This is a genomic window from Streptomyces decoyicus, from assembly GCF_019880305.1.
In the GTDB taxonomy this organism is placed as follows: Bacteria; Actinomycetota; Actinomycetes; order Streptomycetales; family Streptomycetaceae; genus Streptomyces; species Streptomyces decoyicus.
Genome location: NZ_CP082301.1, coordinates 8031783 through 8053871, shown reverse-complemented (window position 1 = coordinate 8053871; position 22089 = coordinate 8031783). Strand labels below are relative to the sequence as shown.

The window sequence follows — 22089 nt, the reverse complement described above, 5'->3', positions numbered from 1 at the left end:
GGCACGGGGCAGACTCCATGGCCCCGTTTGATGACTCTGCACGGAAGACGCGACAATCTGGTCAGTAAGTTGCCTCTTTTGCTCGTTTCCGGCGATCCTCTTGACTGAAAAGCGACGATCGCGTAATCGCCGGCCTTGCCAAGTACCGCCGTCGAGGCATGCCCTGACGGCCCGTTCGGGCAGGGGACGCTCACTTGGCCCCACCCTCAAGAAGGCTTCCCCGCCCGGGACTTGGGCACGCGGAAGGGCCCCGGCACGGCGATCCAGGGGCGCGTGGCCGCGCGCCGGATCGCGCACTTCCGACCCCACTCCGCCTGGTGAATAACTGACGGGACGTCAGAAAAAAGTGTGGCGTGTGGGGCTGGTGGTGTGCATGGTGCGGGTCGTTCAGCCGGGGAACCGTCCGTCGGCCGATACCTCCAACGGTGTGCCGGCCAGGATGGCGGCGACGAGATCCACGGTCAGGCGGTGCCACTGGCGGGCGCCACGGAGCATGGTGTGTCCGCCGCGCGGCATGGCGACCGAGTGGGCCCGGGCACCCGACTGCCGGGCACGGTCGGCGAAGGCCCACGAGCCCTCGGCGTCGGTGACCCGGTCGTGCTTGTCGTGCAGCAGTACGACGGTCCGGCCGCGCAGATGGGAGGCGGGTTCGCCGGGCGGGCACCACGGGGCGAGCGCCACGATGCCGCGGACTGCCGGGTGTCCGCCGGTGAGCAGGGCGGCCCGGCCGCCCATGGAGTGGCCGACGAGCACGACCGGTACGTCCGCGGCGAGCGCGGTCAGCTCGGCGAGCGCCCGGCGGGCGTCCTGGGCGGCGTCCGCCTGGGGCCCGTTCCACCCCCGGCAGCGGTAGCGCACGGAGGCGAGCAACAGATCCCGCCCGCCCGGTGGCCGGGAGATCGCGGAGCCGAAGGGCCGCATCCGCAGTGCGGGGAGGTTGAGCCGCGGTGGCGGGGTCCGGCCGTCGGCCCTCCCTCCGTGCATCAGCAGCACTGCGGCCCGCGGGGTTTCCGGGCGGCGGTGGACCACCAGCGGACGGTGCGTGCCGCGCAGTCCGCCGCCGCTGTCGGGGTGTGCGCTCTGTGCCGGGCCTGTCCTCATGAGCGGTGGTCCTCCGGGTGGGGGCGTCGGCGCGCCGGCAGCGGCAGGAAACCGCTGGTGCGGGCCGTGTAGGCGGCGTATCCGGGGCGGTCGGCCAGATGGTTCTCCAGCAGTCGCTTACCGCTGCCGTGGATCAGCAGGTACGACATCACCAGCGGCGAGACCACGGCGACCGCGGCGCTCTGCAGGGTGCCGCAGGCCGGCAGGAACAGTCCCCACCAGACGAGGAAGTCGCCGAAGTAGTTGGGGTGACGGGTCCAGCCCCACAGGCCGCGGTCCATCACCCGGCCCTTGTTGTCCGGGTCGGCCTTGAACCGGGCGAGCTGGAAGTCCCCGACACACTCGAAGACACAGCCGGCCGCCCACAGCAGCCCGCCGGCGACGTCACTCGCCCCCAGCGGCACCGCCGCATACTGAGCCACCTGCACCGGCAGCGAGATCAGCCACACCAGTCCGCCCTGCAACAGGTACACCGTGCGCAGAGCATAGGCGTCGCGGCTGCCGGGGGCCTTGGCCAGCATGCGGGCGTAGCGCGGATCCTCACCGTGACCGCGCCCCCGCCGGGCGATATGGACGGACAGCCGCAGCCCCCACACCGCCGTGGCGGCCGTGACCAGGATCCGCCGGCCGTCGTCCCCGTAACCGGCGGACAGGGCACACGTGGTCAGGGCCACCGCGGTGAAGGCCGCTCCCCATGCGATGTCCACCAGCCGGTGCACCCCTTTGGCCCGGGCCACGGCGAACGTGATCAACATGACGGCGAACGCGGCGCCGGCCGCCACCGCGAGGTTGGCGGCGAAGGCCGCCCAGGGGAATCCGGTCATCGCCCGCCGTCCCGCGCGTACCAGTCGTACGGCGTCGCCGGCAGGCCGGACTCCCCTTCCGGTGTGGGGCGTACGGCGAGGATCTGGTCGACGCCCATGCGGCGCTCGGTGAACGCCAGACCGGCCCCGGCCAGATACAGCCGCCAGACCCGGGCGGTCGGTTCCCCGGCCAGTGCCACGAACTCCCCCCAGCGGGCCTCCAGTGTGCGGTGCCAGGCGGCGATGGTCCGTGCGTAGTGTTCCCGCAGCGACTCGACGGACCGGACCTCCAGCCCGCCGGCCTCCAGCAGACCGACGGTCTCCCCCAGCGGGCGCATATGCATGTCGGGGGCGATGTACGACGCGATGAACGCGCCGCCGCCGGGCGCGGCGGCGCCGCGCGACATCTGCTGGATGAGCACCCGTCCCCCGGGGCGCAGCAGTGCGTGCAGCCGGGCGGCGAAGGCCGGGTACTCGGCGTCGCCCACATGCTCGCCCATCTCGATCGCGCTCACCGCGTCGTAGCCGCCTCCCCTGATGTACCGGTAGTGCCGCAGCTGGACCTCGACCTGATCGCTCAGGCCGAGCTCCTGGACGCGGGCGGCCACGAAGGCGTGCTGCTCTCGCGAGAGCGTGACCGCGGTGACCTGCGCGTGGTGCTCCCGCGCCGCGTGGAGCGCGAGGCTGCCCCAGCCGCAGCCGACGTCCAGGAAGCGGGCGCCGGGGCGAAGGCCCAGCTTCCGGCAGACCAGCTCCAGTTTGTCCCGCTGGGCGTCGGCCGGTCCGTAGGAGGGGTCGGCGGGGCGCGTCCAGTAGCCGCAGGAGTAGGCCATGGACTCGTCCAGCAGCAGGGCGTACCAGTCGTTGGACAGGTCGTAGTGATGGCTGATGGCGGCCCGGTCGCGGACGGTGCTGTGGAGCGCGCCCCGCAGCCGTGCCTGCGGGGCTCCGGGCGCGGGCGGGCGCGGGCCCAGTGCGCCGAGCCGCAGTGCGGTGACGGCCATCCTGGCCAGTTGCCGGGGGCCGGGAGAGCCGGGGGCCGGGCCGTGTTCCCGTACCGAGCGCCACACTCTGCTCAGGCCGTCGGCGAGGTCGCCGTCGATGTCCAGCTCGCCCGCGATGTACGCCTGCGCCAGACCGAGTTCACCGGGCTGCCACAGCAGGCGGCGCAGGGCACGCGGGGAGCGCAGCACCACGACCGGCGCGGCCGCCGGCCCGGCCTCGCTGCCGTCCCAGGCACGCAGCCGCACCGGCAGGTTCCCCGCGAAGTGGCCTGCGAGCAGTGCGGCGAGACGGGGCGCGACACGCGTCATCGGGCCCCGCCGTCCTGCGCCGACGTGGGTGCCTTGGTCAGGAGCAGCTGGCGTACGTCCAGGTAGCCGGCGCGGAATCCGGCCTCGCAGTAGGCCAGGTAGAACTCCCACATGCGGCGGAACACCGCGTCGAAGCCCAACGAGGCGACCGTGGCGGGCTGGTCCGTGAAGCGCTCGCGCCACAGCCGCAGCGTTTCGGCGTAGTGGCCGCCGTATCCGTCGTTCTCCCGTACCCGCAGCCCGGCGGATGCGGCACACTGTCCGATGGCCTCGACGGAGGGGATCAGACCGCCGGGGAAGATGTACTTGTGGATCCAGGTGTAGGTGGTGCGGGTGGCGAGCATCCGGTCGTGCGACATGGTGATCGCCTGGAGCGCGATCCGGCCGCCGGGGACCAGCAGGCGTGCGAGGGTGTCGAAGTAGACGGGCCAGTAGTCCTCGCCGACGGCCTCGATCATCTCCACGCTCACCACGGCGTCGTAAACGCCGGTCACCTGCCGGTAGTCACACAGCTCGACCGAGACCCGGTCCGCGTAACCGGCCTGCGCAAGACGTGCCCTGGCGAGCTCGCGCTGCTCCCGCGACAGGGTCACGGAGACGACGCGGGCACCGCGGGCGGCGGCGCGCAGGGCCAGCTCGCCCCAGCCGGTGCCGATCTCCAGCAGCCGGGTGCCCTCGCCGACGCCGGCCAGGTCCAGCAGCCGGTCGATCTTGCGGTGCTGGGCCTCGGCCAGATCGCTCCAGGTGGCGGGACGCTTGCGGAAGAGGGCCGAGGAGTACGTCATGGTCCGGTCCAGGAAGAGCGCGAACAGATCGTTGGACAGGTCGTAGTGGCGGTGGATGTTCTCCCGTGCGCCCTCCGGCGTGTTGCGCTGTCCGCTCGGCCGGCGGTGTGCCCAGGCGCCGCGGAGCCGTTGCAGGGGGCGGGGCACCAGCGCGGTGAGGTGGGAGGCGAGCACGGTCAGCGCGCCGACCGGATCGTCCGCGTCCCACTCCCCCGCCATATAGGACTCGCCGAAGCCGATGAGGCCGTCGCTGCCGATCCGGCGGAAGAACGCGTCCGGGTCGTGTACCCGTAGCAGGGGCCCTTCCTCGCCCGTGGCCGGGGCCTCCCCGAGCGCGACGCGCAGTGGCAGGGCGGCGAGCGCCCGCCGGACGAGCAGCCGGGTCACGGCGGCGCGGACGGCCGAGCCGCGCGGACCGCGCGCCACATCCGGCCACCTGGCCGCGTCCACCCGTTCACGGGCCGTCGTGCGTGCGGCGAACGGGGTGAGGCCGGCGCCGGTTTCGGTGCGGTCCGAGACGGAAGTCTTCACTGCATACCTTCCTGGAGACGGTGACGGGGGCGGGGCTGGACGGGCAGGCCGCGCAGGAACAGGGCGATGCCGTGGCGGCGGATACCGGCCGTGAGCGCGGCCGTCGACCAGGGGTGGCGCAGCACCGTGGCCAGCAGCTGCCGCGGGGTCGCGGGCCGCCGGGTGCCGCGCACGGTCGCGGTGAACGGCCTGGTGCCGCCGCGTCGCAGCTGTACGGTCAGATCGAGCCGGCCGGCCGGTTCGGGCAGGCGCATCCGGTAGGCGCCGTCGACCGGGAAGAACGGCGAGACATAGAAGTCCTTGGGGACGTCCGCCCGGCCCTGCTCGTCGGTGTGCAGCAGATAGCAGTGCCGCTCACCGTAGGTGTTGTGCACCTCGGCCACGACGCAGACGGGCGCGCCGGACCGGTCGTGGCACCAGTACAGGGTCAGCGGATTGAAGACATGGCCCAGGACCCTGGCGTGGGTGAGCATCAGCACCCGGCCGCCGTCCAGCCGTACTCCACGGCTCGTCAGGAACCGTTCCAGTCCCGCCCGGAGGGACGGCGCGGTGCCGGCGAAATGGTCCCGCGGGTCGAACCGGGCCAGCGGGCGCAGGGCGACGGGGAGCCGCGGCGGGCGGTCGAGGTCGACGAGCCACATGTAGGTGCGGTGGCGCAGGGAGTGGTGCACCGGGGCGGTGCGGGCGTGGGAGACCAGGCACTCGTAGAGCGCGGGCGTGCGGACGCCGGTGGCGGGTGCGGCGGCCGGTGCGGCCGTACGGGGCGTCACCAGCGCACCCCCAGTGCCGCGGCGGCCTGGACCCCGGAGCGGCAGCCGTCCTCGTGGAAGCCCCAGCCGTGGTAGGCGCCCGCGAAGGCGGTGACGGCCGTGTTCAGCTGCGGCAGACGCTGCTGGGCGGCCACCGACTCCGGTGTGTAGAGGGGGTGTTCGTAGACCATGCGCGCCAGGACCCGGTGGGTGGCGACCCGGTCGGTGGCGTTGAGGGTGACGAGGTAGTCCTCCGGGGTGTTCAGCCGTTGCAGACGGTTCATGTGGTAGGTGACCTGCACCTTGTCCGCCGGGGTGGCGCAGGAGGCCATCAGGTAGTTCCACGAGGCGCGGGCGCCGTGGGCACGGGGCAGCAACGAGGTGTCGCTGTGGAGCAGGGTGGTGTTGCGCGAGTAGGAGAACGCGCTCAGGACCCGGCGTTCGTCGTCGGTGGGGTCGGCGAGCATCCGCAGTGCCTGATCGGGGTGGACGGCCACCACCACCGCGTCGTACGTGCGCTGCGCGCCGTCCTCGGTGACGACGGCGGCCCGGTCGTGGCTGCGGTGCACCGCCCGTACCGGCGTGCCGGTACGGACCACCGTGAGCTGCTTGCCGACCCGGCCGACGTACTCCACCGAGCCGCCGGCCACCGTCTTCCACTGCGGCGACCCGCTGACGGAGAGCAGCCCGTGGTGCTCGAGAAAGCGGAACAGATAGACGGCCGGGTACTGCATGGCGGTCGTGGGGGCGCAGGACCACACCGCGGAGACCAGCGGAGTGACGAAGTGGGTGACGAAGTACCGGGAGAAACCGCAGTCGGCGAGGAAGCGCCCGAGGGTCAGGGTGTCACCGCGGTCCGTGGCGAGCGTGGTGCGCGCCGCGCGGTGGAAGGCCCGGATCTCGGTCAGCATCCGCAGATAGCGGCCGCGCAGCGCGCTGCGCGGCTGGGCGAACAGGCCGGCCGGTCCGCGGGCGCCGGCGTACTCCAGGCCGCAGCCCTCGCACCGTACGGACATGCTCATCTCGGAGTCCTGGGTGGCCACCCCGAGTTCGCGGAACAACCGCAGCAGCAGCGGATAGGTGCGTTCGTTGTGGACGATGAAGCCGGTGTCCACCCGGGCCACCCGGCCGTCCCCCGAGACCGTGTCGTGGGTGTGGGCATGGCCGCCGAGACGGTCCTCGGCCTCGTACAGCGACACCTCACATCCGCCTTGCTGGAGCACATACGCGGCGGTGAGGCCCGCGACTCCGCCGCCTACGACAGCTATCCGTCGACGCTCCACAGCAGGTGCCTCCTCATCTCGGGGCGGGGCCGCGTTCCGGGGGCGGCAGCCCGCTCACTGAGGGATTCGGTGCCGGGGGCGGCGCGGATTGGTCCCGGTCTTCCGGGCCACCGCCACGCGTGGGAGTGCGTGGTGCAGGGGGCGCCGCAGGCCTCGGCGGCGTGGGCGTCGGGTCTGGTGGCTCGGACAGGACACACCGACGGGACCGGCGGCCGGCCAGGGAGGGCCGGCCGCCGGTCTCACCCGTCGTATCCGGAGGTCACACCCGCAGGAGGCCCAGCGGCGCGCTGGTGGGACTGCTGGAGCCACCCGGGGGTTCGACCGTGACACCGACCCCGTCGGCGCCCTGCGGTCCGCCGGTCAGCAGCATCGTGCCCGTGGAGCGGCCGGGTTCGACGAGTCCGGCGGGCACCATGGTGCCGTTGCGGCTGTACCAGAGTTCGTACACCCGCTGACCGGAGAGGGCCGGCAGGCCGTGGTAGACGAAGGCGGCCCGTCCCAGTCGCTTGGAGGCCACCACGGTCCCGTTGCCCCCGCCCTTGAAGGCCGTGGTGTGGAAGGTGGCGTCCGGAGCGGCCATCAGGGCGCTGACCGCGGCCGCCTGTTCTTCGGCCCGGGTGGTCCGGTCCCGCTGCTGGTCGGCCTCGTGCCGGGCGTTGACGGCCAGACCGCCGGCGACCGCGGCGATGGCCAGACAGGCGGCGGCCGCGAAGTAGGGCAGGCGATGGCGCGCCCGTCGGCGCAGCGGGACCACGGTCGCCTCGTGCCGTATCGGCGGCAGTTGCCGGACCTCGGGCAGGGCCGCCATCACCCGGAGCCGCAGATCGGCCGGGGGCACCTCGGCGACCGCCAGGGCGAGCCGGGCCGCGGTTTCCTGCAACTCCCGCACTTCCTGGGTGCATGCCTCGCAGTGTGCGAGATGACGGGTGAACTCCGCCGCCTCCTGCTCGGACAGCGCGCCCAGGGCATAGGCGCCGGTGAGCGTGTGCAGATCGACGGTGTTCATGCCGACACCCCCAGGCAGTCGCGGAGCCGGATCAGACCGTCGCGCAGCCGGGTCTTGACCGTGCCCAGCGCCGTGCCGAGCAGGTCGGCGGTCTCCCGGTAGGTGTAGCCGCGGTAGTAGGCGAGTGTCACCGACTCCCGTTGCAGTTCGGTCAGCTGTCCCAGGCAGCGGCGCACCTGCTCGCGTTCCAGCCGCCGCTCGACGTGCTCGCTGACCTCGTCGAAGGCCGCGGTGTAGGCGTGCAGCCCGGCCCGGTGGTCGCGGTCGGCCGCCGCCTGGGCCGAGCGCACCCGGTCCACCGCGCGCCGGTGGGTCAGGGTCATGATCCAGGCCATCGCGCTGCCCTGCCGTGCGTCGAAGCGGGCCGCGGACCGCCACACCTCGATGAGCACCTCCTGCGCCACCTCCTCCGACTGGGCCGGATCCCGGACCACCCTGCGCACCAGTCCCAGTACGGAGCCGGCTACCGCTGTGTAGAGACTCTCGAACGCTTGCTGGTCACCGCGTGAGACGCGGTCGAGCAGTGATTCCAGCGCACCGGAATGGGGCGCTGAGGATCGGTCGCCGCGGGCTGCGACGGGCATGAACACCTCCGGACTGTGACGTGGTCACCAGTGATTCGGCGCCGGGCGACACCCGGATTGGTCGGAATGGATTCTGGCCCATGCCACGGCGGACCCCGCAGGCGGGCCCGGCGCACGGTGCCATCGCCATGCGCGGGGGCCGGCCGGCCGGCCGGCGAGGCGGAGGTCGATCGGTCCACCGGTTGCCGCGCGTCGTACGGCCCGTGTCGGCCCGGTACTGAGGAAGGATCACCGTCGGGTGCACCGAGGCGCGGAGAGGACTGGGCGTGCAGGACGCGGATGCCGTCATCGTGGGCGCGGGAGCGGCCGGGCTCTCGCTCGCCTACCGGCTGTGCGAACCGGCGCCCGGCGCCCGGCGGCTGCGGGTGCTGCTCGTCGACGCACCGCGCGGGCCGCTCACCCCGCAGGAACGGACCTGGTGTTACTGGGAAGCGCCGGGCGGCGCGTTCGACTCCGCGCTGACCGCTTCCTGGGAACGGCTGCGCGTGCACGGCCCCGACGGTGCGGCCACGCGGGGGCGGCCCGCGCCCTTCCGGTACAAGATGCTGCGGTCGCGCGACTTCGAAGCCCTCGTCGGCGCCCGGCTGTCCGGCCAGGACACCGTCGTCCGGGTGGCGGCAACGGTGGAGTCCGTACGGGACGTTGCCGGTGGCGCCGAGGTACGGGGCCGCGACGAGGCGGGGCGGCCGGTGGCACTCCGGGCCCGCTGGGCCTTCGACTCCCGGCCGGCCGTCCGGCTCCCGCCGGCCCGCACCACACTCCAACAGCACTTCCGTGGCTGGTTCGTCGAGAGCCTGCGGCCGGCCTTCGACACCACGACCGCGGATCTCATGGACTTCCGCACCCCGCAGCCCGCACAGGGCCTGTCCTTCGGATATGTCCTGCCACTGAGCGAGCACACCGCGCTGGTGGAGTACACGGAGTTCTCCCGCCAGATCGCCGAAACCGCCGCCTACGAGCGGGCGTTGGGCCAGTACACCGCGCAGGTGCTGGGGCTGGACGCGTTCCGTGTCACCGCCGTCGAGCAGGGCGCGATCCCCATGACCGACGCCCGTTTTCCGCGGCGGGTGGGCCGCTCGGTGTTCCGCATCGGGACCGCGGGCGGCGCCACCCGGCCGTCGACCGGGTACACCTTCGCCGCCGTGCAACGGCAGTCCGCGCTCATCGCGGCCACCCTCCTGGCGGGCAGACCGCCCCTCCCCCCGCCTCCGCACCCGGCCTGGCACCGGGCGCTGGACGCCGTGCTGCTGCGCGCACTGGACAGCGGCCGGGTGGACGGAGCCGAGTTGTTCACCGGGTTGTTCCGCACGGTGCCGATGGAGCGGCTGCTGCGGTTCCTCGACGGCCGCTCCCGCCTGTGGGAGGACGTCACCATCGGCCTGCGCACCCCGGTGCTGCCCATGCTCCGGACCGCCGCCGAACTTCCGCTGCTGCCACGCCGGGCCGCCGTGCGGTGACCCGGCCGATCGCGACCCGGACCGGAGGAGAGACATCGATGGCACCGCAACTGCTGCATGAGGGCGGGGACTTCCCCGCGCGCGCTCTTCGGGAGGGCTCGTGACATCCGGACGGGAACAGGGCAGGGCGGCGCGGCGCGGACGCGACCGCCGGGCGCAGCGGGTGCCGGGGCCACCGGGGCGGGACCGGGCCGGGCCAGGCGGACCGGGCGTGGCGGTGATCGGCGGCGGGATCGCGGGCCTCTCCGCCGCGACCGCGCTGGCCGAGCGGGGGGTGCCGGTCACGCTGTACGAACGGGAGGGGAGCCTCGGGGGGCGGCTGGCGGGCTGGCCCGTGCGGCTCGCCGACGGTTCGGCGGCGACCATGAGCCGAGGGTTCCATGCGTTCTTCCCGCAGTACTACAACCTGCGGGGGCTGCTGCGCCGGGTCGATCCGGGGCTGGACATGCTCCGTCGGCTGCCCGACTATCCGCTGCACCACCGTTCGGGTCTGCGGGACAGCTTTGCGCGGGTGCCGCGGACACCGCCCTGGAGCGCACTGGGTTTTGTGGCGCTCAGTCCCACCTTCACCTGGCGGGATCTGGTGCGGATGCGTCCCGGCGCGGCCCTGCCGCTGCTCGACGTACGGGTGCCGCAGGTCTATCAGCGTCTGGACCGCATCAGCGCCGGGGACTTTCTCTCGCGTATCCGCTTCCCCGATGCCGCGCGCCACCTTGCCTTCGAGGTGTTCTCCCGGAGTTTCTTCGCGGACCCGCAAGAACTGTCCGCCGCGGAACTGGTGTTGATGTTCCACATCTACTTTCTCGGCTCCAGCGAAGGACTGCTGTTCGATGTGCCCGCCGAGCCCTTCCCGCAGGCGCTGTGGCACCCCCTCGGCCGCTATCTGGCGGGGCACGGGGTCCGGGTGTGTACGGGCACGGAGGTGGCACAGGTCGAGCCGACGACGGACGGCGGGGTGCACGTCGTCGCGGAGGGTGCGGGCCGGCGGTTCGACGCGGTGGTTCTGGCGCTGGACCCGGGAGGGCTGCGTCAACTCGTCGCCAGATCAGTTGAGTTGGGCAACCCGTCGTGGCGCGCGCGGATCGGGCGGCTGCGGACCGCGCCGCCCTTTTTGGTGTCGCGGCTGTGGCTGGACCGTCGGGTGCGCGCCGACCGGCCCGGCTTCCTGGGCACCAGCGGTTTCGGCTCGTTGGACAATGTCAGTGTGCTGGAACGCTGGGAGGGAGAGGCGGCCCGCTGGTCCGCCCGCACCGGCGGCTCGGTGCTCGAACTGCACGCCTACGCCGTCGCCCCGGAAGCCGACCGTGCCCGCGAACAGCGGCGCCTGGTGGACCAGTTGCACTCCGTCTACCCGGAGCTTCGCGACTCCCGGATCATCGACCAGCGGCACGAGTGGCGCGCGGACTGCCCGCTGTTCCCGGTCGGGGGTTTCGGCGACCGGCCGACCGTGCACACACCCGACCCGCGGGTGGTGGTCGCGGGCGATGTGGTGCGGACGCACTTCCCGGTGGCGCTGATGGAGCGCGCCGCGACGACCGGCTTCCTCGCGGCCAATGCGCTGCTGGCGCGGTGGGGCGTGCGCGGCCAGACCCTGTGGACCGTGCCGGGCAAGGGACGCTCCGCGGCGCTGCGGTGGGCGGCGCGGCTGGCGGACCGCTGACCGGGGTGCGCTCCGGCACTGTCGACGGCACGGGGCGCCCCCGGCGGCCGGGCGGTGTCAGCCCGGGTGGCGTCCGCTGCTGCGCAGCTCCCAGCGGCGCTCGGCGTAGGCCAGGTCGTCCCGCCACAGCCGTCGGGACGCGGCGCGCATCAGCGGGCGCAGGGCGGGCGCGGCCGCGCGGGCGAGGGCGAATCCAGGGCGCCGGGAGGTGGCGACGATCGCCTCGGTGACCGCGGTGCGCGGGCGTCCCCGGTCGTCCGGGCCCAGCGGCGTGGCATGGGTCTCCACCACGGAGCCCTGCCCTTCGCCTTCCAGGATGTGCATCACCACGGTGCGGGGCTCGGGGGCGGTGAAGAGCGCCTTGACCGGCACCACCGCGCGCCCGGCGACTTTGAAGGAGACCTCGACGGCGAAGCCCGCGGGCCGCTCCCCGTCGCTCTCCGCGGGGGCGTCGACCACGGTGAGGTCGACGAAGGAGTAGGGGTGGAACCATGCGCCGTGCCACGGGTCGAGGCGGTTGGCCAGCACGTCCTCGGGTTCGCACCCGCCGGTGGTGGTGTGGACGGCGGTGACGGCCCCCTCCGGCCGCGGCCGGACGGGGACGACCGGCTGCCGCAGCGGCCGCTCCCCGCCGGCCTCGTCGAGGCGCACCCAGACCAGCAGGCCGTCGTCGTGGACGGGGAACGGCTCCCAGCCGGCGAACGGGGCGCCGTTCAGGGCGAGTCCGTGCCAGCGGCAGCGGAGGGTCCCACAGTGCACGGGGCTTTGGTCGAGGGGCGCGCCGAGGTGCGGGCAGGCGCCGGGCCCCGCGACCAGACGTCCGGCCGCATCGCGCCAGGCGACGACCTCGATGCCGGCCACGGTGCGCCCGAAGGCGCGGTGGGAGCCGATGGCGTGTGCCGCGCCGAGGACGAACCAGTTGCCGGACGGGCGGGCGAGGGCGGCCTTGACGGCGTCGGCGATGAGCGCGGGTTTCGCGTCGCGCCACGTCGGAGGCTGCTGCTCCCACGGCACGGCTCCGCGGCGCAGCCGGAGCGGGAGGCGCGGAGCGCGGCGGGCTCCCCGGGTCATGAGGCCTCCTCCCGCACGTGGTGCGGCACCCCGGCACGCCGCCCGGCAGGGTGGCGGGCGGCGACGTGGGCGGCGACGACCCGGGCCAGACCGCCGAAGGCGGTGGCCGCGCGGCGTCTGCGGGAGACCACCGAGCGGCGGTGCAGCACGGCGTATCCGTCGTCGCGCACGGCGTCGAGGATGGCGCGGTAGAGGACGAACGCGGTGCGGATACACGGGCGTGAGACCGGGTCGAGCATGGCGAGGCCGGGCGCCGCCTCGCGATAGACGCCGCGGGTGAGCTCGGCGGCGTCCTCCATGGCCGCGGTGATGCGCGGGTCCCGGATGCCGGTGTCCCGGCTCCACCGGAGCAGTGCGCGGTCGACGCCGTGCGCCGCGAGCAGATCCGCGGGCAGATAGATACGGCCCCGGTCCAGATCCTCCCCGACGTCGCGCAGGAAGTTCGTGAGCTGGAAGGCGATGCCGAGGGCCGCGGCGTGCGGCGCGGCTTCCTCCTGCGGCACGACCGTGCCGAGCACCGGCAGCATCTCCAGGCCCATCACCGCGGCCGAGCCGTGCATATAGCGCGCCAGATCGGCGTACGTCGGGTAGTCCGTCACCGTCAGATCGCTGCGCATCGACGTCATGAAGTCTGCGAAGTGCCGGTGGGCGATGCCGTACACGGCAGCGGTGTGCGCCACCGCGCGCACGACCGGTTCCGTGCTCTCACCGCCGCGCAGGCCCTCCTCCAGACGGCGCCGGAGGGCATCGAGCGCCGGGGCGCGGTCGGCGGCGGGGTGGCGGGAGCCGGGTTCGTCGACGATGTCGTCGGCCCAGCGGGCGAAGCCGTACAGGGCGTGGACGGCCGGTCGGCGTTCCGGGGGCAGTAGCCGGGTGGCGAGGAAGTAGGTCTTGCCGTGCCGGGCGTTGAGCCGGCGGCAGTGGGCATAGGCGTCGCGGAGGAGGGGGTCGGTGATGCCTGCGGCGTCCAGTTCGCGAGCGGTCATGCCGGGATGCCTCTCGGGGTGGGGCGGGCGGAGCCTGCGGTGGAGCGAGCGGACCGCAGGCCGGTGACCCGGGCCGCGGCGAGCTTGCCGGAGATCAGGACGGTGGGGACGCCGACGCCGGGGGTCGTGCCACAGCCCGCCAGCACGGCGTTCGCCGTGCCGCGCACGAGGTTGCGGGGGCGGAACGGGCCCGTCTGCGCCAGGGTGTGGGCGGCGGAGAAGGGTGTGCCGGCGGCGAGCCCCTGGGCGGTCCAGTCGGCGGGGGTGACCATGTGCTGCATTTCGATGGCGTCGCCGATGCCGGTGAGTCCCCGGCGTTCCAGTACGGCGAGCAGGCTGTCGCGGTACCGGGGGGCCAGGTCGTGCCAGGAGCCGGCGCCGGGGCCGGTCTCGGTGTTGGGGCAGGGCGCCAGGATGTAGTGCAAGTGGCGTCCCGGCGGGGCGAGTTGCGGGTCGGATGCGGTGGGGCGGGTGAGGAGCAGGGAGGGGTCGCTCATCAGCTGCCCGGTGCGGGTGAGTTCGTCGAAGGTTCGCTCCCACGCGGCGCCGAAGGAGATCGTGTGGTGCGCCAGCCGCGGCCAGGTCCGGTCGGTACCGGCATGCAGGATCACCGCGGAGGGCGAGTGGCGCAGCCGGAGCGGGCGGCGGGGCCGTCTGCCGAGCAGTCGGTGGACGACCGGCAGGTCGGGGGTGAGGACCACCGCGTCGCAGGGGATGCGCTCGTGCGCGGTGACCACCGCCGTGATCCGGTCACCGCTGCGTTCCAGCCGCGTGACCGGGTGGCCGTAGCGGAAGGCGGCACCGGCGTCGGCTGCCGCGTCCGCCATCGCCCGGGGCAGGGCGTGCATCCCGCCACGCGGGAAGTACACCCCGGCGACCGTGTCCATGTAGGCGATGACGGCGTAGGCGGCGAGGGCGCGCGCGGGCGGTACCCCGGCGTACAGCGCCTGGAAGGAGAAGACTCTGCGCAGCCGTGGGTCGGGCAGGAAGCGGCCGATACGGTCGTCGAGCCGGCCGAATCCCCCGAGGGCGGCGAGGCGGACCAGGTCCGGGTGCATCAGCTGGAGCGGGGAGTCGAAGTTGGCGTCGATGAAGCGGTGGCGCTGCACCGCGTACAGCTGCTGGAGCCAGTGCCGCAGCCGGCGGTACCCCTGGGCCGCCGGGGCGCCGGCGAACCGTTCGACCTCGGCCTCCATGGCCTCCGCGTCCGTGTGCACGTCCAGTTCGCTGCCGTCGGCGAACCGGGCGCGGTACGCCGGGTGCAGTGCCTGGAGTTCCATCCGGTCGGTGAGGCGTTCGCCGACCGCGGCGAACGCCTCGTCGATGAGGTCCGGCATGGTCAGCACGGTCGGTCCGGTGTCGATGCGGTAGCCGTGACGCTCGATCCGGCCGGCCCGGCCGCCGGGCAGCGCGTCGCGCTCGACGACCGTCACCCGTCGGCCGGCGCCGAGCAGATGGAGCGTGGCGGACAGCCCGGAGAGACCGGCGCCGACCACCACCACATGGTCGGTGGGGCCGGTGACGGCTCTCATGAGCCGCCCCCTGCGGCCCTGCGGGCGAGCAGGTCCGCGGAGGGCCGGGCGGAGGGCGGCGGGCCGCTGTCGCGCCGCTCGTCTGCGCACGGCGCCGCGGGGTGTGCTGTGGCCCCGGTACGAGGGCGCATCGTGATTCCTCTCGTCGCGCCGAAGGAGGAGGGCCCGTCGCGCACCGTGGCTGTTCGCGGCCCGGCGTGCGCGTCAGGCGGACCGGAAGACGAGTGCGGCGTTCTGGCCGCCGAAGCCGATGGAGAGGCTGGCGGCGGCGGACAGGGCCGTGGTGCGGGGGACCTTGGCCACGATGTCCAGATCGATGTCGAGGTCGAGGTCTTCGTGGTTGGCGGTGGGAGGGATGGTGTCCCGTTGCAGGCTCATGACGGTGACGGCCGCTTCGATGGCGCCCGCCGCCCCGATGGCGTGGCCGAGCGCGCCTTTGAGGGACGTGACGGCGGGGGGCTCGGGGAAGACGGTGTGCAGCGCCTTGGCCTCGGCCAGGTCGTTGCGACGGGTTCCGGTGCCGTGCGCATTGATGTGGTCGATGTCCCCGGGCCCCAGACCGGCGTCCGCCAGGGCGGCGGTGAGGGCCGCCGCGGCTCCCCGGCCGTCCGGCTCGGGGGCGGCGTAGTGGTAGGCGTCGCAGCTCGCCCCGTAGCCGGCCAGATGTGCGCGCGGACGGGCTCCGCGGGCGCGGGCGTGGTCGGGGTGTTCCAGCACCAGCACGGCGGCGCCTTCGGAGAGGACGAATCCGTCGCGTCCGGCGTCGAAGGGGCGGCAGGCGCCCGCGGGGTCCTCCCTCCGCTGGGAGAGGGCTCCCATGCGGTGGAAGCAGGCCGCGGGGATGGGGTGACGGGCGGATTCCGCGCCGCCGGCCAGCACGATGTCGCACGTCCCGGCGCGCAGCAGATCCCGGGCGACACCGAGGGCGCTGCTGCCGGAGGCGCAGGCGGTGGAGACGGCGAAGTTGGGGCCCGTGACCGTCAGGTCGAGTGCGATTTCGGCGGCTGCCATGTTGGGCACGCTGCGGGTGATGGCGAGCGGGGAGATGTCCAGGGGGCGGCCGGCCGCGAGCTTGGCGAACTCGCCGACATAGCGCTCCATGCTGGCCGTGCCGGTGCCCATGACCACACCGACGCGCGCGGCGTCCCAGTCGGTGGGGCCGAGACCGGCATCGGCGACGGCATGGCGGGCGGCGAGCAGAGCCATGGCGACGAAGCGGTCCAGCCGCCAGGCCGCTTTCCGGCCGACCCTGGCGGCCGTGTCGAAGTCGGGCACCCGGCAGGAGATGTCCACCGGCAGGCCCGCGAGTTCCGGGTCCCGGGCGGCCGTGGACCGGCCCGTGAGCAGGCCGTCCCAGGTGGCCTGTGCGCCGATCCCGGCCGGGCTGATGACCCCGAGGCCGGTGACGGCGACCTCACGGCACTGGCCGGGCATCAGGTGCCGCTGTTCGGCGCGGCGGTCAGCGCCTTGTCGGCGTCCTGGGCGTCCATGAGCGCCGCGAGCCCGCCGATGGTCGTCGTCAGGGGGATGTCCTCCAGCGAGATCCCGGTGCGTTCCTGAAGCATCAGCCCCATCTCGACGAGAGCCAGCGAGTCCAGCCCCAGGTCCTCGAAGGTGCGCTCCGGGGTGACCTCGGCCGGGTCGAGATCGAAGGTTTCGGTGAGGGTGCTGGTGATCAGCTCGGTACTGGTGGGCACGGGTGACTCCTTCGGTGGGTGAGGTGGTGCCGGCGAAGGCCACGGTCGCGGTGCTCCACGGGCGCGGTCCGTCGGTACCGACGGGCAGCGCGCGTCCGTTCAGCGGGAGCCCGGGGCGCCCTTGGACGTGCGGGTGCGGACGGGGGTGGTCATCGCGGCTCCAGGCGGGCGGCGGTCGGCACCGGGGCCGGTGCGCAGGGGGCGGTCTCGCGCTCCCTACTGTCGCCGACCTGACACTCCGTCAGCGGCCTTGAAGGCACCTCTGAACGAGTGATTTATCGCTCTATACCACCAGACGGGCTTCCTCCCGGAGCTCCGGCCGCTGCCGGCGGGGCGGCGTGACCCTCACGGGGGAGCCGGGCGTCGCGGGGGCCTTCCGGCCGGCCGAGCCAGCGGGCGGCCGCGGCGGCGGTGACCAGGGTGACGGCTCCGGCGACGACAGCCGTGAGCGTCATGGCGTCCGTGAAGGCCCGGCGTGCGGCGGCCAGCACGCCGGCGCGCAGGGGGCCGGGGAGGCGCATCGCCTGTGCGGGGACGGACAGCATGCTGTGCTCGGCCGCTTCCGCGACGAGTGCGGGGGCGTGCAGGTCGGTGAGGGAGGTGGTGAGCCGGGAGGTGAAGACGGCCGCGAGCAGGGAGCCCTGGACGGCCACTCCGAGGGCGGAACCGACCTGGCGGGTGGCGTCGTTGATGGCCGAGCCGAGTCCGGCGCGTTCGGTGGCGACCGATCCCATGACCGACTCGGTGGCCGCGGCCGCCACGAGTCCGGCGCCCACGCCCGCGACCAGCTGGAAGGCCGCACAGTGCGGGTAGTCGGAGTCGGGGGTGGTGGTCGCGAGGATGGCGAAGCCGGCCGTCACCAGCATCAGGCCGCCCACCACGGGGACCTTGCCGCCCAGCCTGGCCCGTACGGGCACCGCGCACACCGCGCCGAGAGCGAGTCCGGCCGGCAGGGGCAGCGTCCGCACCCCGGCCTGCCAGGGGCTGTAGCCGAGCACCCCCTGGAGGTACAGGGTCAGCACGAACAGCGCCCCGAACATGGCGAAGGACATCAGGGCGAGCGCCACCGCCGCCACTCCGATGCCCGGCACCCGCAGCAGGTACAGCGGGAGCATGGGCGCGGGCGCGCGCAGCTGCCGGCCCACGAAAGCAGCCAGCAGCAGCACGGCGACGGCGAATCCGGTGAGCGCGGCCGGGCTGGTCCAGCCGCGGTGCGGGCTCTCGGTGATCGACCACACCAGGGCCAGCAGCCCGGCGGCCGAGAGTGCGGCACCGGGCACATCGAAGCCGGTGCGCCGCCGCGCATGGGACTCGGGTACCAGGGCGAGGGCCAGGACGATGATGAGGGCGGCCAGCGGCAGATTGATCCAGAAGGCGGCGCGCCACGAGGAGTGCTCCACCAGCCAGCCACCGATGACCGGGCCGCACAGGCCTCCCATGCCGCCGACCGCGGCCCACGCGGCGATCGCCCGGCTGCGCAAGTGAGCCTCGGGGAAGAGATGGTGAAGGGCCGCCAGCGTCGCCGGCATCAGCAGCGCGGCCCCGGCTCCCATGACACAGCGCGCGGTGATCACCTGCCACGGGTGGCCGGACAGCGCGCCGCCCAGCGAGGCGCCCGCGCAGACCGCCACACCGCAGACGAAGGAGCGCCGCCGGCCCCAGGCATCGGTGAAGGCTCCTACGGCCAGCACCGTGCCGCCCAGAACCACGGCGTAGCCGTCCACGATCCACTGCACCTGCGCGGTGGAGGTGTCCAGGTCGCCCTGGAGGTCGGGGACGGCGACGTTGAGGACCGTCAGATCCAGGCCGAGCATGAACAGGCCGAGGCACACCACGGCGGCCGCGCCCACCCGCCGCGCGGATCCGGCCGGTCTGCCGGCCGGCGCAGCGGCGGTCATGCCGTCGCCACGGGGCCGTTGATGACCGTGTCGAGCGCACCCGTGAGGTGGTCGACCAGCGCCTTCGTCCCCGTCTGCAGATAGGTGTGCCCACCGGGGAAGAGCTGGGCCCGGGTGGGCGCGGTGACCAGGTCGTTCCATGCCTGGAGTTCCCGCACGGGGGTGACGGGGTCCTGCTCGCCGCCGTAGAGGGCCAGCGGCACGTCGAGCGGGGGCTCGGGGCGGTGCCGGTAGTGCAGGAGCAGCAGACAGTCGGCCAGCAGCGGCGTACAGGCCGCGGCCATCAGCCGTGCATCGGCCAGCAGTTGCTCGGGGATCGGGCCGACGAGTTCACGGATGCCCTCCAGACCTGCCGTCAGCCGCGGTGGCAGACCGGCGCTGTAGGCGTCGATATGCGGCGCCGACAGCGAGGACAGCGCCAGCAGCGAGGGCAGCCGGCCGTGGGTGCGCCGCAGATGACGGGTCGCCTCGTAGGCCAGCAGCGCGCCCGCGCTGTGACCGAAGACGGCGAACGGACGGGGATCGGCCCAGTCGTCCAGCACCGCGGCGAGCCGGGCGCTGAGGTAGGCGGGATCGGTCAGCGACGGTTCCGCGGAGCGTGTTCCCCGGCCGGGCAGCGCCACCGAGCACGGCTCGACCCAGGGCGGGAGCAACGGAGCCCACCGCAGATAGCAGTCCGGACCGGCCCCGGCGGGCGGCACGCAATACAACCGCAGCGCCGCCTGCGGACGGGCGGCCAGTACCACGCGCTGCGGCACCGCCGACGCCGCTACCGTCACCGACGTCGACTCTTCCGTGAAACCGACACCCACGACACACGCCCTTCGCCTCGCGCTCCACTGGTCCGGGCTCCGCCCTTGTACCGCCGGGCGCCCCGAACGGGGCCGCGTTCAGCCGTGGCGTCGGGGCCGTCCCGGCATCACCACCGGCCGACGGGGCCCGGGAGCCGGCCGGCCGGGCACAAGACCGATGCCCACGCCGACCCTGCACTCCCCCGCCGTCTCACTCCACACACCACGCAAGGCACGGCCCCCCTCTGACACCAACGGCGGCAGCTTGCGCACCTGTCCTGATGCGGCCTCCGCTCCGTCGGCGGCCGGGGGCGCCTGCCGGCTCCCGGTGCACGGTGCCGGTGCTCCGGTGGTCGTCCGCACCCGATCCTCCGATGGCCGCGACGGCGCCACCGGCTTCCGTCGGCCCGGACCGGCAGGCGCGGCACCGCCCCGGCTCCCGGGCACGGCGGAAAGCCCGGACCGTTCGACGGTCCGGGCCCCTCGTCGCTCTCCCTCCCCATGGCTGGGAGCCGTGCCGGGGCCCGCGGCGCAGGTTTGGCTGTCAGGGCACTGGGCCATCTGTCCGGAAGGCGTGTCGGTGCGAAGCCTGGGGGGACCATGGTCATGCGCGGATTCATCGTCAAGGCGGGGACGGTCCTGGCCACCGTCATCGCGCTGCTGTCACCGGCCGCGGCACGCGCGGACGCGACGCCGTCACCACCGCCGCTCACCGACGACCACGGGCGCACGCTCACCCTGCGCGGCTGGAACGTCGGGGACAAGGCGCACCGCGGCGCCGATGCGCTCAGCGCCCTCACCCAGCGGCACTTCCGGGATCTGCACGACCAGGGCTTCGACTTCGCACGCCTCCTGGTCTTCTGGGACGACCTGGAACCGCGACCCGGCCACTACAGCGCGCGCTATCTCCGTAAGATCGAACGGATCCTCAACTGGGCCCACCGCTGGCGCATCCAGGTCGTCATCGACGCGCACCAGGACGTCTTCGGACCCGAGTTCGGTCATCGGGGCATCCCCGAGTGGGCGACCCGCACCGACGGCCTGCCCTTCACCCCGCACCCGGACGACTGGTTCGCGGAGTACTTCGAGCCCGCCGTGCAGGCGGCCTTCGAGCACCTCTATGAGGACTCCGACCTCCAGCGGGCGCAAGCCCGTATGTGGCGCGTGCTCGCCCAGCGCTTTGCCCACCACCCAGCCGTGTTCGGCTATGACCTGATCAACGAACCCATGGGGCGGCTCCGCGCGGGCGAGGACCTTCCGGCAGCCGCCCACCGCATCGAGGCCGAACAGCTGACCCCTATGTACCACCGGATCGCGGCCGCGATCCGCACGGCCGACCGCCACCACCGGCTGTTCGTCGAACCCACCCCGATCGTCGGCGAGGGGCTGCCCACCGGCCTCGGCCGCATCCACGACCCCAAGGTCGTCTACGCGCCGCACTTCTACAACGCCACGATGGAAGCCGGCGGCGACTACGACCCCTCGGCGCACTGGCTCGAAGCCTATGAGAACGCCGTCACCCGCTATCCGAGCGCCCAGCGCATACCGGTCGTCGTCGGCGAGTGGGGCCCCCGGGACAGCTCGCTGCCCCACATGGCGCGCTTCTACGGTGATGCTCTCGCCTCCCTCGACCGCTACAGCTCCGGCTGGGCAGGCTGGGAGTGGTGCTACGGCGGCGGGTACTGCGCCGTCTACAAGGACGGCCGCTACCAGGCCAACAAGGAACAGACCGCACGCCCCTATGCGCCCGCCGTCGCAGGCACCGTACGCGAGCAGCGCTACGACCCCACGACGCGGACGTTCCGCCTTGTCTACGACGCCTCGGGACGGTCCGGCGTCAGCGAACTGTCCACGCCGTCTACGGCCACGGGATGGCAGATGTCGGTGCAAGGCCCGGCCACGGCCTGGCCACGTGTCGTGCCGGCCGGGGAGCGGGGCACGATCCGGGTACGGACGCAGCCAGGCGCCTCCGGGCGAGTCACGGTGACCGTCTCGGCACGTGGACAAGTGCGGGCCCGTCCGCCCTCCCCGCCCTGTCAGCCGAGGAGGTAGATGAACACGCCCGTGCCGTGGCGCCGCCGCCCGTGGTGGTGAGCGCGATGGTGACCGCGCCCGGGGCATGGGTGGGGGCGACGGCGGCGACCCGGGTGTCGGACAGCACGGCGAACGTGGCCGGGACGCCGCCGAAGGTCACGCCGGTGGTCGTCGACAGACCGGTGCCGGTGATGTCGACCAGGGTGCCGCCCGCGGGGAGGCCGTGAGGGGGCTGGAGCCCGTGACGGTCGGTGGGGCCACGAAGCCGAACGTCCCGGACGCGGTGTCGCTCCCGCCGAGGGCGGTGACGACCAGGGCCGCCTGCCCCGTCGCGTGGGCCGGGCTCACGACGGTGAGTTGGCTGTCGGACACCACTGTCGGCGCCACCACCGTCGCGCCGAACGCCACGGACGTCGTGGTGGCGAGGCCGCGCCCGGTGACGGTGATCGTGGCACCGCCCGCCACGGGCCCGGAAGTGGGCGAGACGTCGAGGATGACGGGCGGGGGAACGTAGTAGAAGACCACCGGGTTGCTGGTCCCCCCGGGGGTCGTCACCGTGGCAGCGACCACGCCGGCTCCCGAGGGAGCGACCACCGACACGGACGTGGCCGTATTGGCCGTGATGGTGGCCGACTTGGTGCCGAAGCGCACCTCGCTGGCATTCTCGAGGCCGGTGCCGGTCAGAGTCACCGCGGCACCGCCGCCGGTGGAGCCCTCGTTCGGCCGCATCCGTCCGCCGCGGTGTCCGTCGCCCCCTACCCCTAGTACCTGAGAGCTACGCGGGAAGTGCGCTCCACGGCGGGACGCC

20 protein-coding genes are annotated in these 22089 nt (G+C 73.6%); 3 read left to right on the top strand and 17 right to left on the bottom strand.

Annotation, left to right across the window (positions count from 1 at the left end):
• Window positions 1-387: 387 nt before the first annotated feature.
• The 8 genes from K7C20_RS35160 to sigK all read right to left on the bottom strand — a co-directional run bounded on the left by K7C20_RS35160 (window position 388) and on the right by sigK (window position 8155).
• Window positions 388-1101 (bottom strand): alpha/beta hydrolase, encoded by a 714-nt coding sequence (locus K7C20_RS35160; RefSeq protein WP_030079156.1) that lies wholly within the window; start codon window positions 1099-1101, stop codon window positions 388-390.
• Window positions 1098-1925, bottom strand: coding sequence for a DUF1295 domain-containing protein (locus tag K7C20_RS35155; protein WP_030079158.1), 828 nt, complete (start codon window positions 1923-1925; stop codon window positions 1098-1100). The genes K7C20_RS35160 and K7C20_RS35155 overlap by 4 nt, the downstream gene beginning before the upstream one ends.
• The gene (locus K7C20_RS35150) at window positions 1922-3217 is read right to left on the bottom strand and encodes an SAM-dependent methyltransferase (protein ID WP_030079160.1); all 1296 of its coding nucleotides are present in this window, start codon (window positions 3215-3217) and stop codon (window positions 1922-1924) included. Before K7C20_RS35150 ends, K7C20_RS35155 begins: the two co-directional genes overlap by 4 nt.
• Window positions 3214-4533, bottom strand: a complete 1320-nt coding sequence (locus K7C20_RS35145; protein WP_078952881.1) for an SAM-dependent methyltransferase — start codon at window positions 4531-4533, stop codon at window positions 3214-3216. The genes K7C20_RS35150 and K7C20_RS35145 overlap by 4 nt, the downstream gene beginning before the upstream one ends.
• A complete protein-coding gene (locus tag K7C20_RS35140; RefSeq protein ID WP_053208628.1) occupies window positions 4530-5303 on the bottom strand; it encodes a DUF1365 domain-containing protein in 774 nt (257 codons plus the stop codon). The genes K7C20_RS35145 and K7C20_RS35140 overlap by 4 nt, the downstream gene beginning before the upstream one ends.
• On the bottom strand, window positions 5300-6565 hold the full coding sequence (locus K7C20_RS35135; RefSeq protein ID WP_053208629.1) for an NAD(P)/FAD-dependent oxidoreductase: 1266 nt from the start codon (window positions 6563-6565) through the stop codon (window positions 5300-5302). The genes K7C20_RS35140 and K7C20_RS35135 overlap by 4 nt, the downstream gene beginning before the upstream one ends.
• 259 nt (window positions 6566-6824) lie before the next feature.
• The gene (locus tag K7C20_RS35130; protein WP_030079171.1) at window positions 6825-7571 is read right to left on the bottom strand and encodes an anti-sigma factor; all 747 of its coding nucleotides are present in this window, start codon (window positions 7569-7571) and stop codon (window positions 6825-6827) included.
• Window positions 7568-8155, bottom strand: a complete 588-nt coding sequence (gene sigK / locus K7C20_RS35125; protein WP_030079173.1) for an ECF RNA polymerase sigma factor SigK — start codon at window positions 8153-8155, stop codon at window positions 7568-7570. The genes K7C20_RS35130 and sigK overlap by 4 nt, the downstream gene beginning before the upstream one ends.
• A gap of 266 nt (window positions 8156-8421) precedes the next feature.
• Between sigK and K7C20_RS35120 the strand changes: the two genes are divergently transcribed.
• Both K7C20_RS35120 and K7C20_RS35115 read left to right on the top strand, forming a co-directional pair.
• On the top strand, window positions 8422-9612 hold the full coding sequence (locus K7C20_RS35120; protein ID WP_030079175.1) for a lycopene cyclase family protein: 1191 nt from the start codon (window positions 8422-8424) through the stop codon (window positions 9610-9612).
• A 100-nt stretch (window positions 9613-9712) separates the two neighbouring features.
• Window positions 9713-11272, top strand: coding sequence for an NAD(P)/FAD-dependent oxidoreductase (locus K7C20_RS35115; protein ID WP_030079177.1), 1560 nt, complete (start codon window positions 9713-9715; stop codon window positions 11270-11272).
• Window positions 11273-11329: 57 nt separating this feature from the next.
• On the opposite strand, the gene K7C20_RS35110 is transcribed toward K7C20_RS35115, so the two are convergent.
• From K7C20_RS35110 to K7C20_RS35080, 7 genes are all read right to left on the bottom strand, one after another.
• Complete coding sequence (locus K7C20_RS35110; protein ID WP_053208630.1) at window positions 11330-12343, bottom strand: DUF5914 domain-containing protein; 1014 nt, start codon at window positions 12341-12343, stop codon at window positions 11330-11332.
• Window positions 12340-13329 carry a phytoene/squalene synthase family protein gene (locus K7C20_RS35105; protein WP_030079182.1) on the bottom strand — a complete coding sequence of 330 codons (990 nt, stop codon included), beginning with the start codon at window positions 13327-13329 and terminating at the stop codon, window positions 12340-12342. Before K7C20_RS35105 ends, K7C20_RS35110 begins: the two co-directional genes overlap by 4 nt.
• Window positions 13326-14861, bottom strand: a complete 1536-nt coding sequence (gene crtI / locus K7C20_RS35100; RefSeq protein WP_053208631.1) for a phytoene desaturase family protein — start codon at window positions 14859-14861, stop codon at window positions 13326-13328. Before crtI ends, K7C20_RS35105 begins: the two co-directional genes overlap by 4 nt.
• Before the next feature lie 204 nt (window positions 14862-15065).
• A complete protein-coding gene (locus tag K7C20_RS35095; RefSeq protein WP_053208632.1) occupies window positions 15066-16295 on the bottom strand; it encodes a beta-ketoacyl-[acyl-carrier-protein] synthase family protein in 1230 nt (409 codons plus the stop codon).
• On the bottom strand, window positions 16295-16558 hold the full coding sequence (locus K7C20_RS35090) for an acyl carrier protein (protein ID WP_030079192.1): 264 nt from the start codon (window positions 16556-16558) through the stop codon (window positions 16295-16297). The genes K7C20_RS35095 and K7C20_RS35090 overlap by 1 nt, the downstream gene beginning before the upstream one ends.
• A gap of 275 nt (window positions 16559-16833) precedes the next feature.
• On the bottom strand, window positions 16834-18456 hold the full coding sequence (locus K7C20_RS35085; protein ID WP_245170966.1) for an MFS transporter: 1623 nt from the start codon (window positions 18454-18456) through the stop codon (window positions 16834-16836).
• A complete protein-coding gene (locus K7C20_RS35080; RefSeq protein ID WP_078952894.1) occupies window positions 18453-19235 on the bottom strand; it encodes a thioesterase II family protein in 783 nt (260 codons plus the stop codon). Before K7C20_RS35080 ends, K7C20_RS35085 begins: the two co-directional genes overlap by 4 nt.
• Before the next feature lie 618 nt (window positions 19236-19853).
• Here K7C20_RS35080 and K7C20_RS35075 point away from each other — a divergent pair.
• A complete protein-coding gene (locus K7C20_RS35075) occupies window positions 19854-21299 on the top strand; it encodes a cellulase family glycosylhydrolase (RefSeq protein ID WP_048829164.1) in 1446 nt (481 codons plus the stop codon).
• Here the strand turns inward: K7C20_RS35075 and K7C20_RS38670 are convergent.
• Complete coding sequence (locus tag K7C20_RS38670) at window positions 21226-21459, bottom strand: hypothetical protein (RefSeq protein ID WP_245170971.1); 234 nt, start codon at window positions 21457-21459, stop codon at window positions 21226-21228. The genes K7C20_RS35075 and K7C20_RS38670 overlap by 74 nt on opposite strands.
• Entirely contained in the window at window positions 21438-22010 is a 573-nt protein-coding gene (locus tag K7C20_RS35070; RefSeq protein WP_063753893.1) for an IPT/TIG domain-containing protein, read from the bottom strand. The genes K7C20_RS38670 and K7C20_RS35070 overlap by 22 nt, the downstream gene beginning before the upstream one ends.
• Window positions 22011-22089 lie beyond the last annotated feature (79 nt).

What these genes read in the sequence shown, in the direction of transcription:
- K7C20_RS35160 (WP_030079156.1), bottom strand. Translation starts at nt 1,101, where the DNA reads ATGAGGACAGGCCCGGCACAGAGCGCACACCCCGACAGCGGCGGCGGA.
- K7C20_RS35155 (WP_030079158.1), bottom strand. Translation starts at nt 1,925, where the DNA reads ATGACCGGATTCCCCTGGGCGGCCTTCGCCGCCAACCTCGCGGTGGCG.
- K7C20_RS35150 (WP_030079160.1), bottom strand. Translation starts at nt 3,217, where the DNA reads ATGACGCGTGTCGCGCCCCGTCTCGCCGCACTGCTCGCAGGCCACTTC.
- K7C20_RS35130 (WP_030079171.1), bottom strand. Translation starts at nt 7,571, where the DNA reads ATGAACACCGTCGATCTGCACACGCTCACCGGCGCCTATGCCCTGGGC.
- sigK (WP_030079173.1), bottom strand. Translation starts at nt 8,155, where the DNA reads ATGCCCGTCGCAGCCCGCGGCGACCGATCCTCAGCGCCCCATTCCGGT.
- K7C20_RS35110 (WP_053208630.1), bottom strand. Translation starts at nt 12,343, where the DNA reads ATGACCCGGGGAGCCCGCCGCGCTCCGCGCCTCCCGCTCCGGCTGCGC.
- K7C20_RS35105 (WP_030079182.1), bottom strand. Translation starts at nt 13,329, where the DNA reads ATGACCGCTCGCGAACTGGACGCCGCAGGCATCACCGACCCCCTCCTC.
- crtI (WP_053208631.1), bottom strand. Translation starts at nt 14,861, where the DNA reads ATGAGAGCCGTCACCGGCCCCACCGACCATGTGGTGGTGGTCGGCGCC.
- K7C20_RS35095 (WP_053208632.1), bottom strand. Translation starts at nt 16,295, where the DNA reads ATGCCCGGCCAGTGCCGTGAGGTCGCCGTCACCGGCCTCGGGGTCATC.
- K7C20_RS35085 (WP_245170966.1), bottom strand. Translation starts at nt 18,456, where the DNA reads ATGACCGCCGCTGCGCCGGCCGGCAGACCGGCCGGATCCGCGCGGCGG.
- K7C20_RS35075 (WP_048829164.1), top strand. Translation starts at nt 19,854, where the DNA reads ATGCGCGGATTCATCGTCAAGGCGGGGACGGTCCTGGCCACCGTCATC.
- K7C20_RS35070 (WP_063753893.1), bottom strand. Translation starts at nt 22,010, where the DNA reads ATGCGGCCGAACGAGGGCTCCACCGGCGGCGGTGCCGCGGTGACTCTG.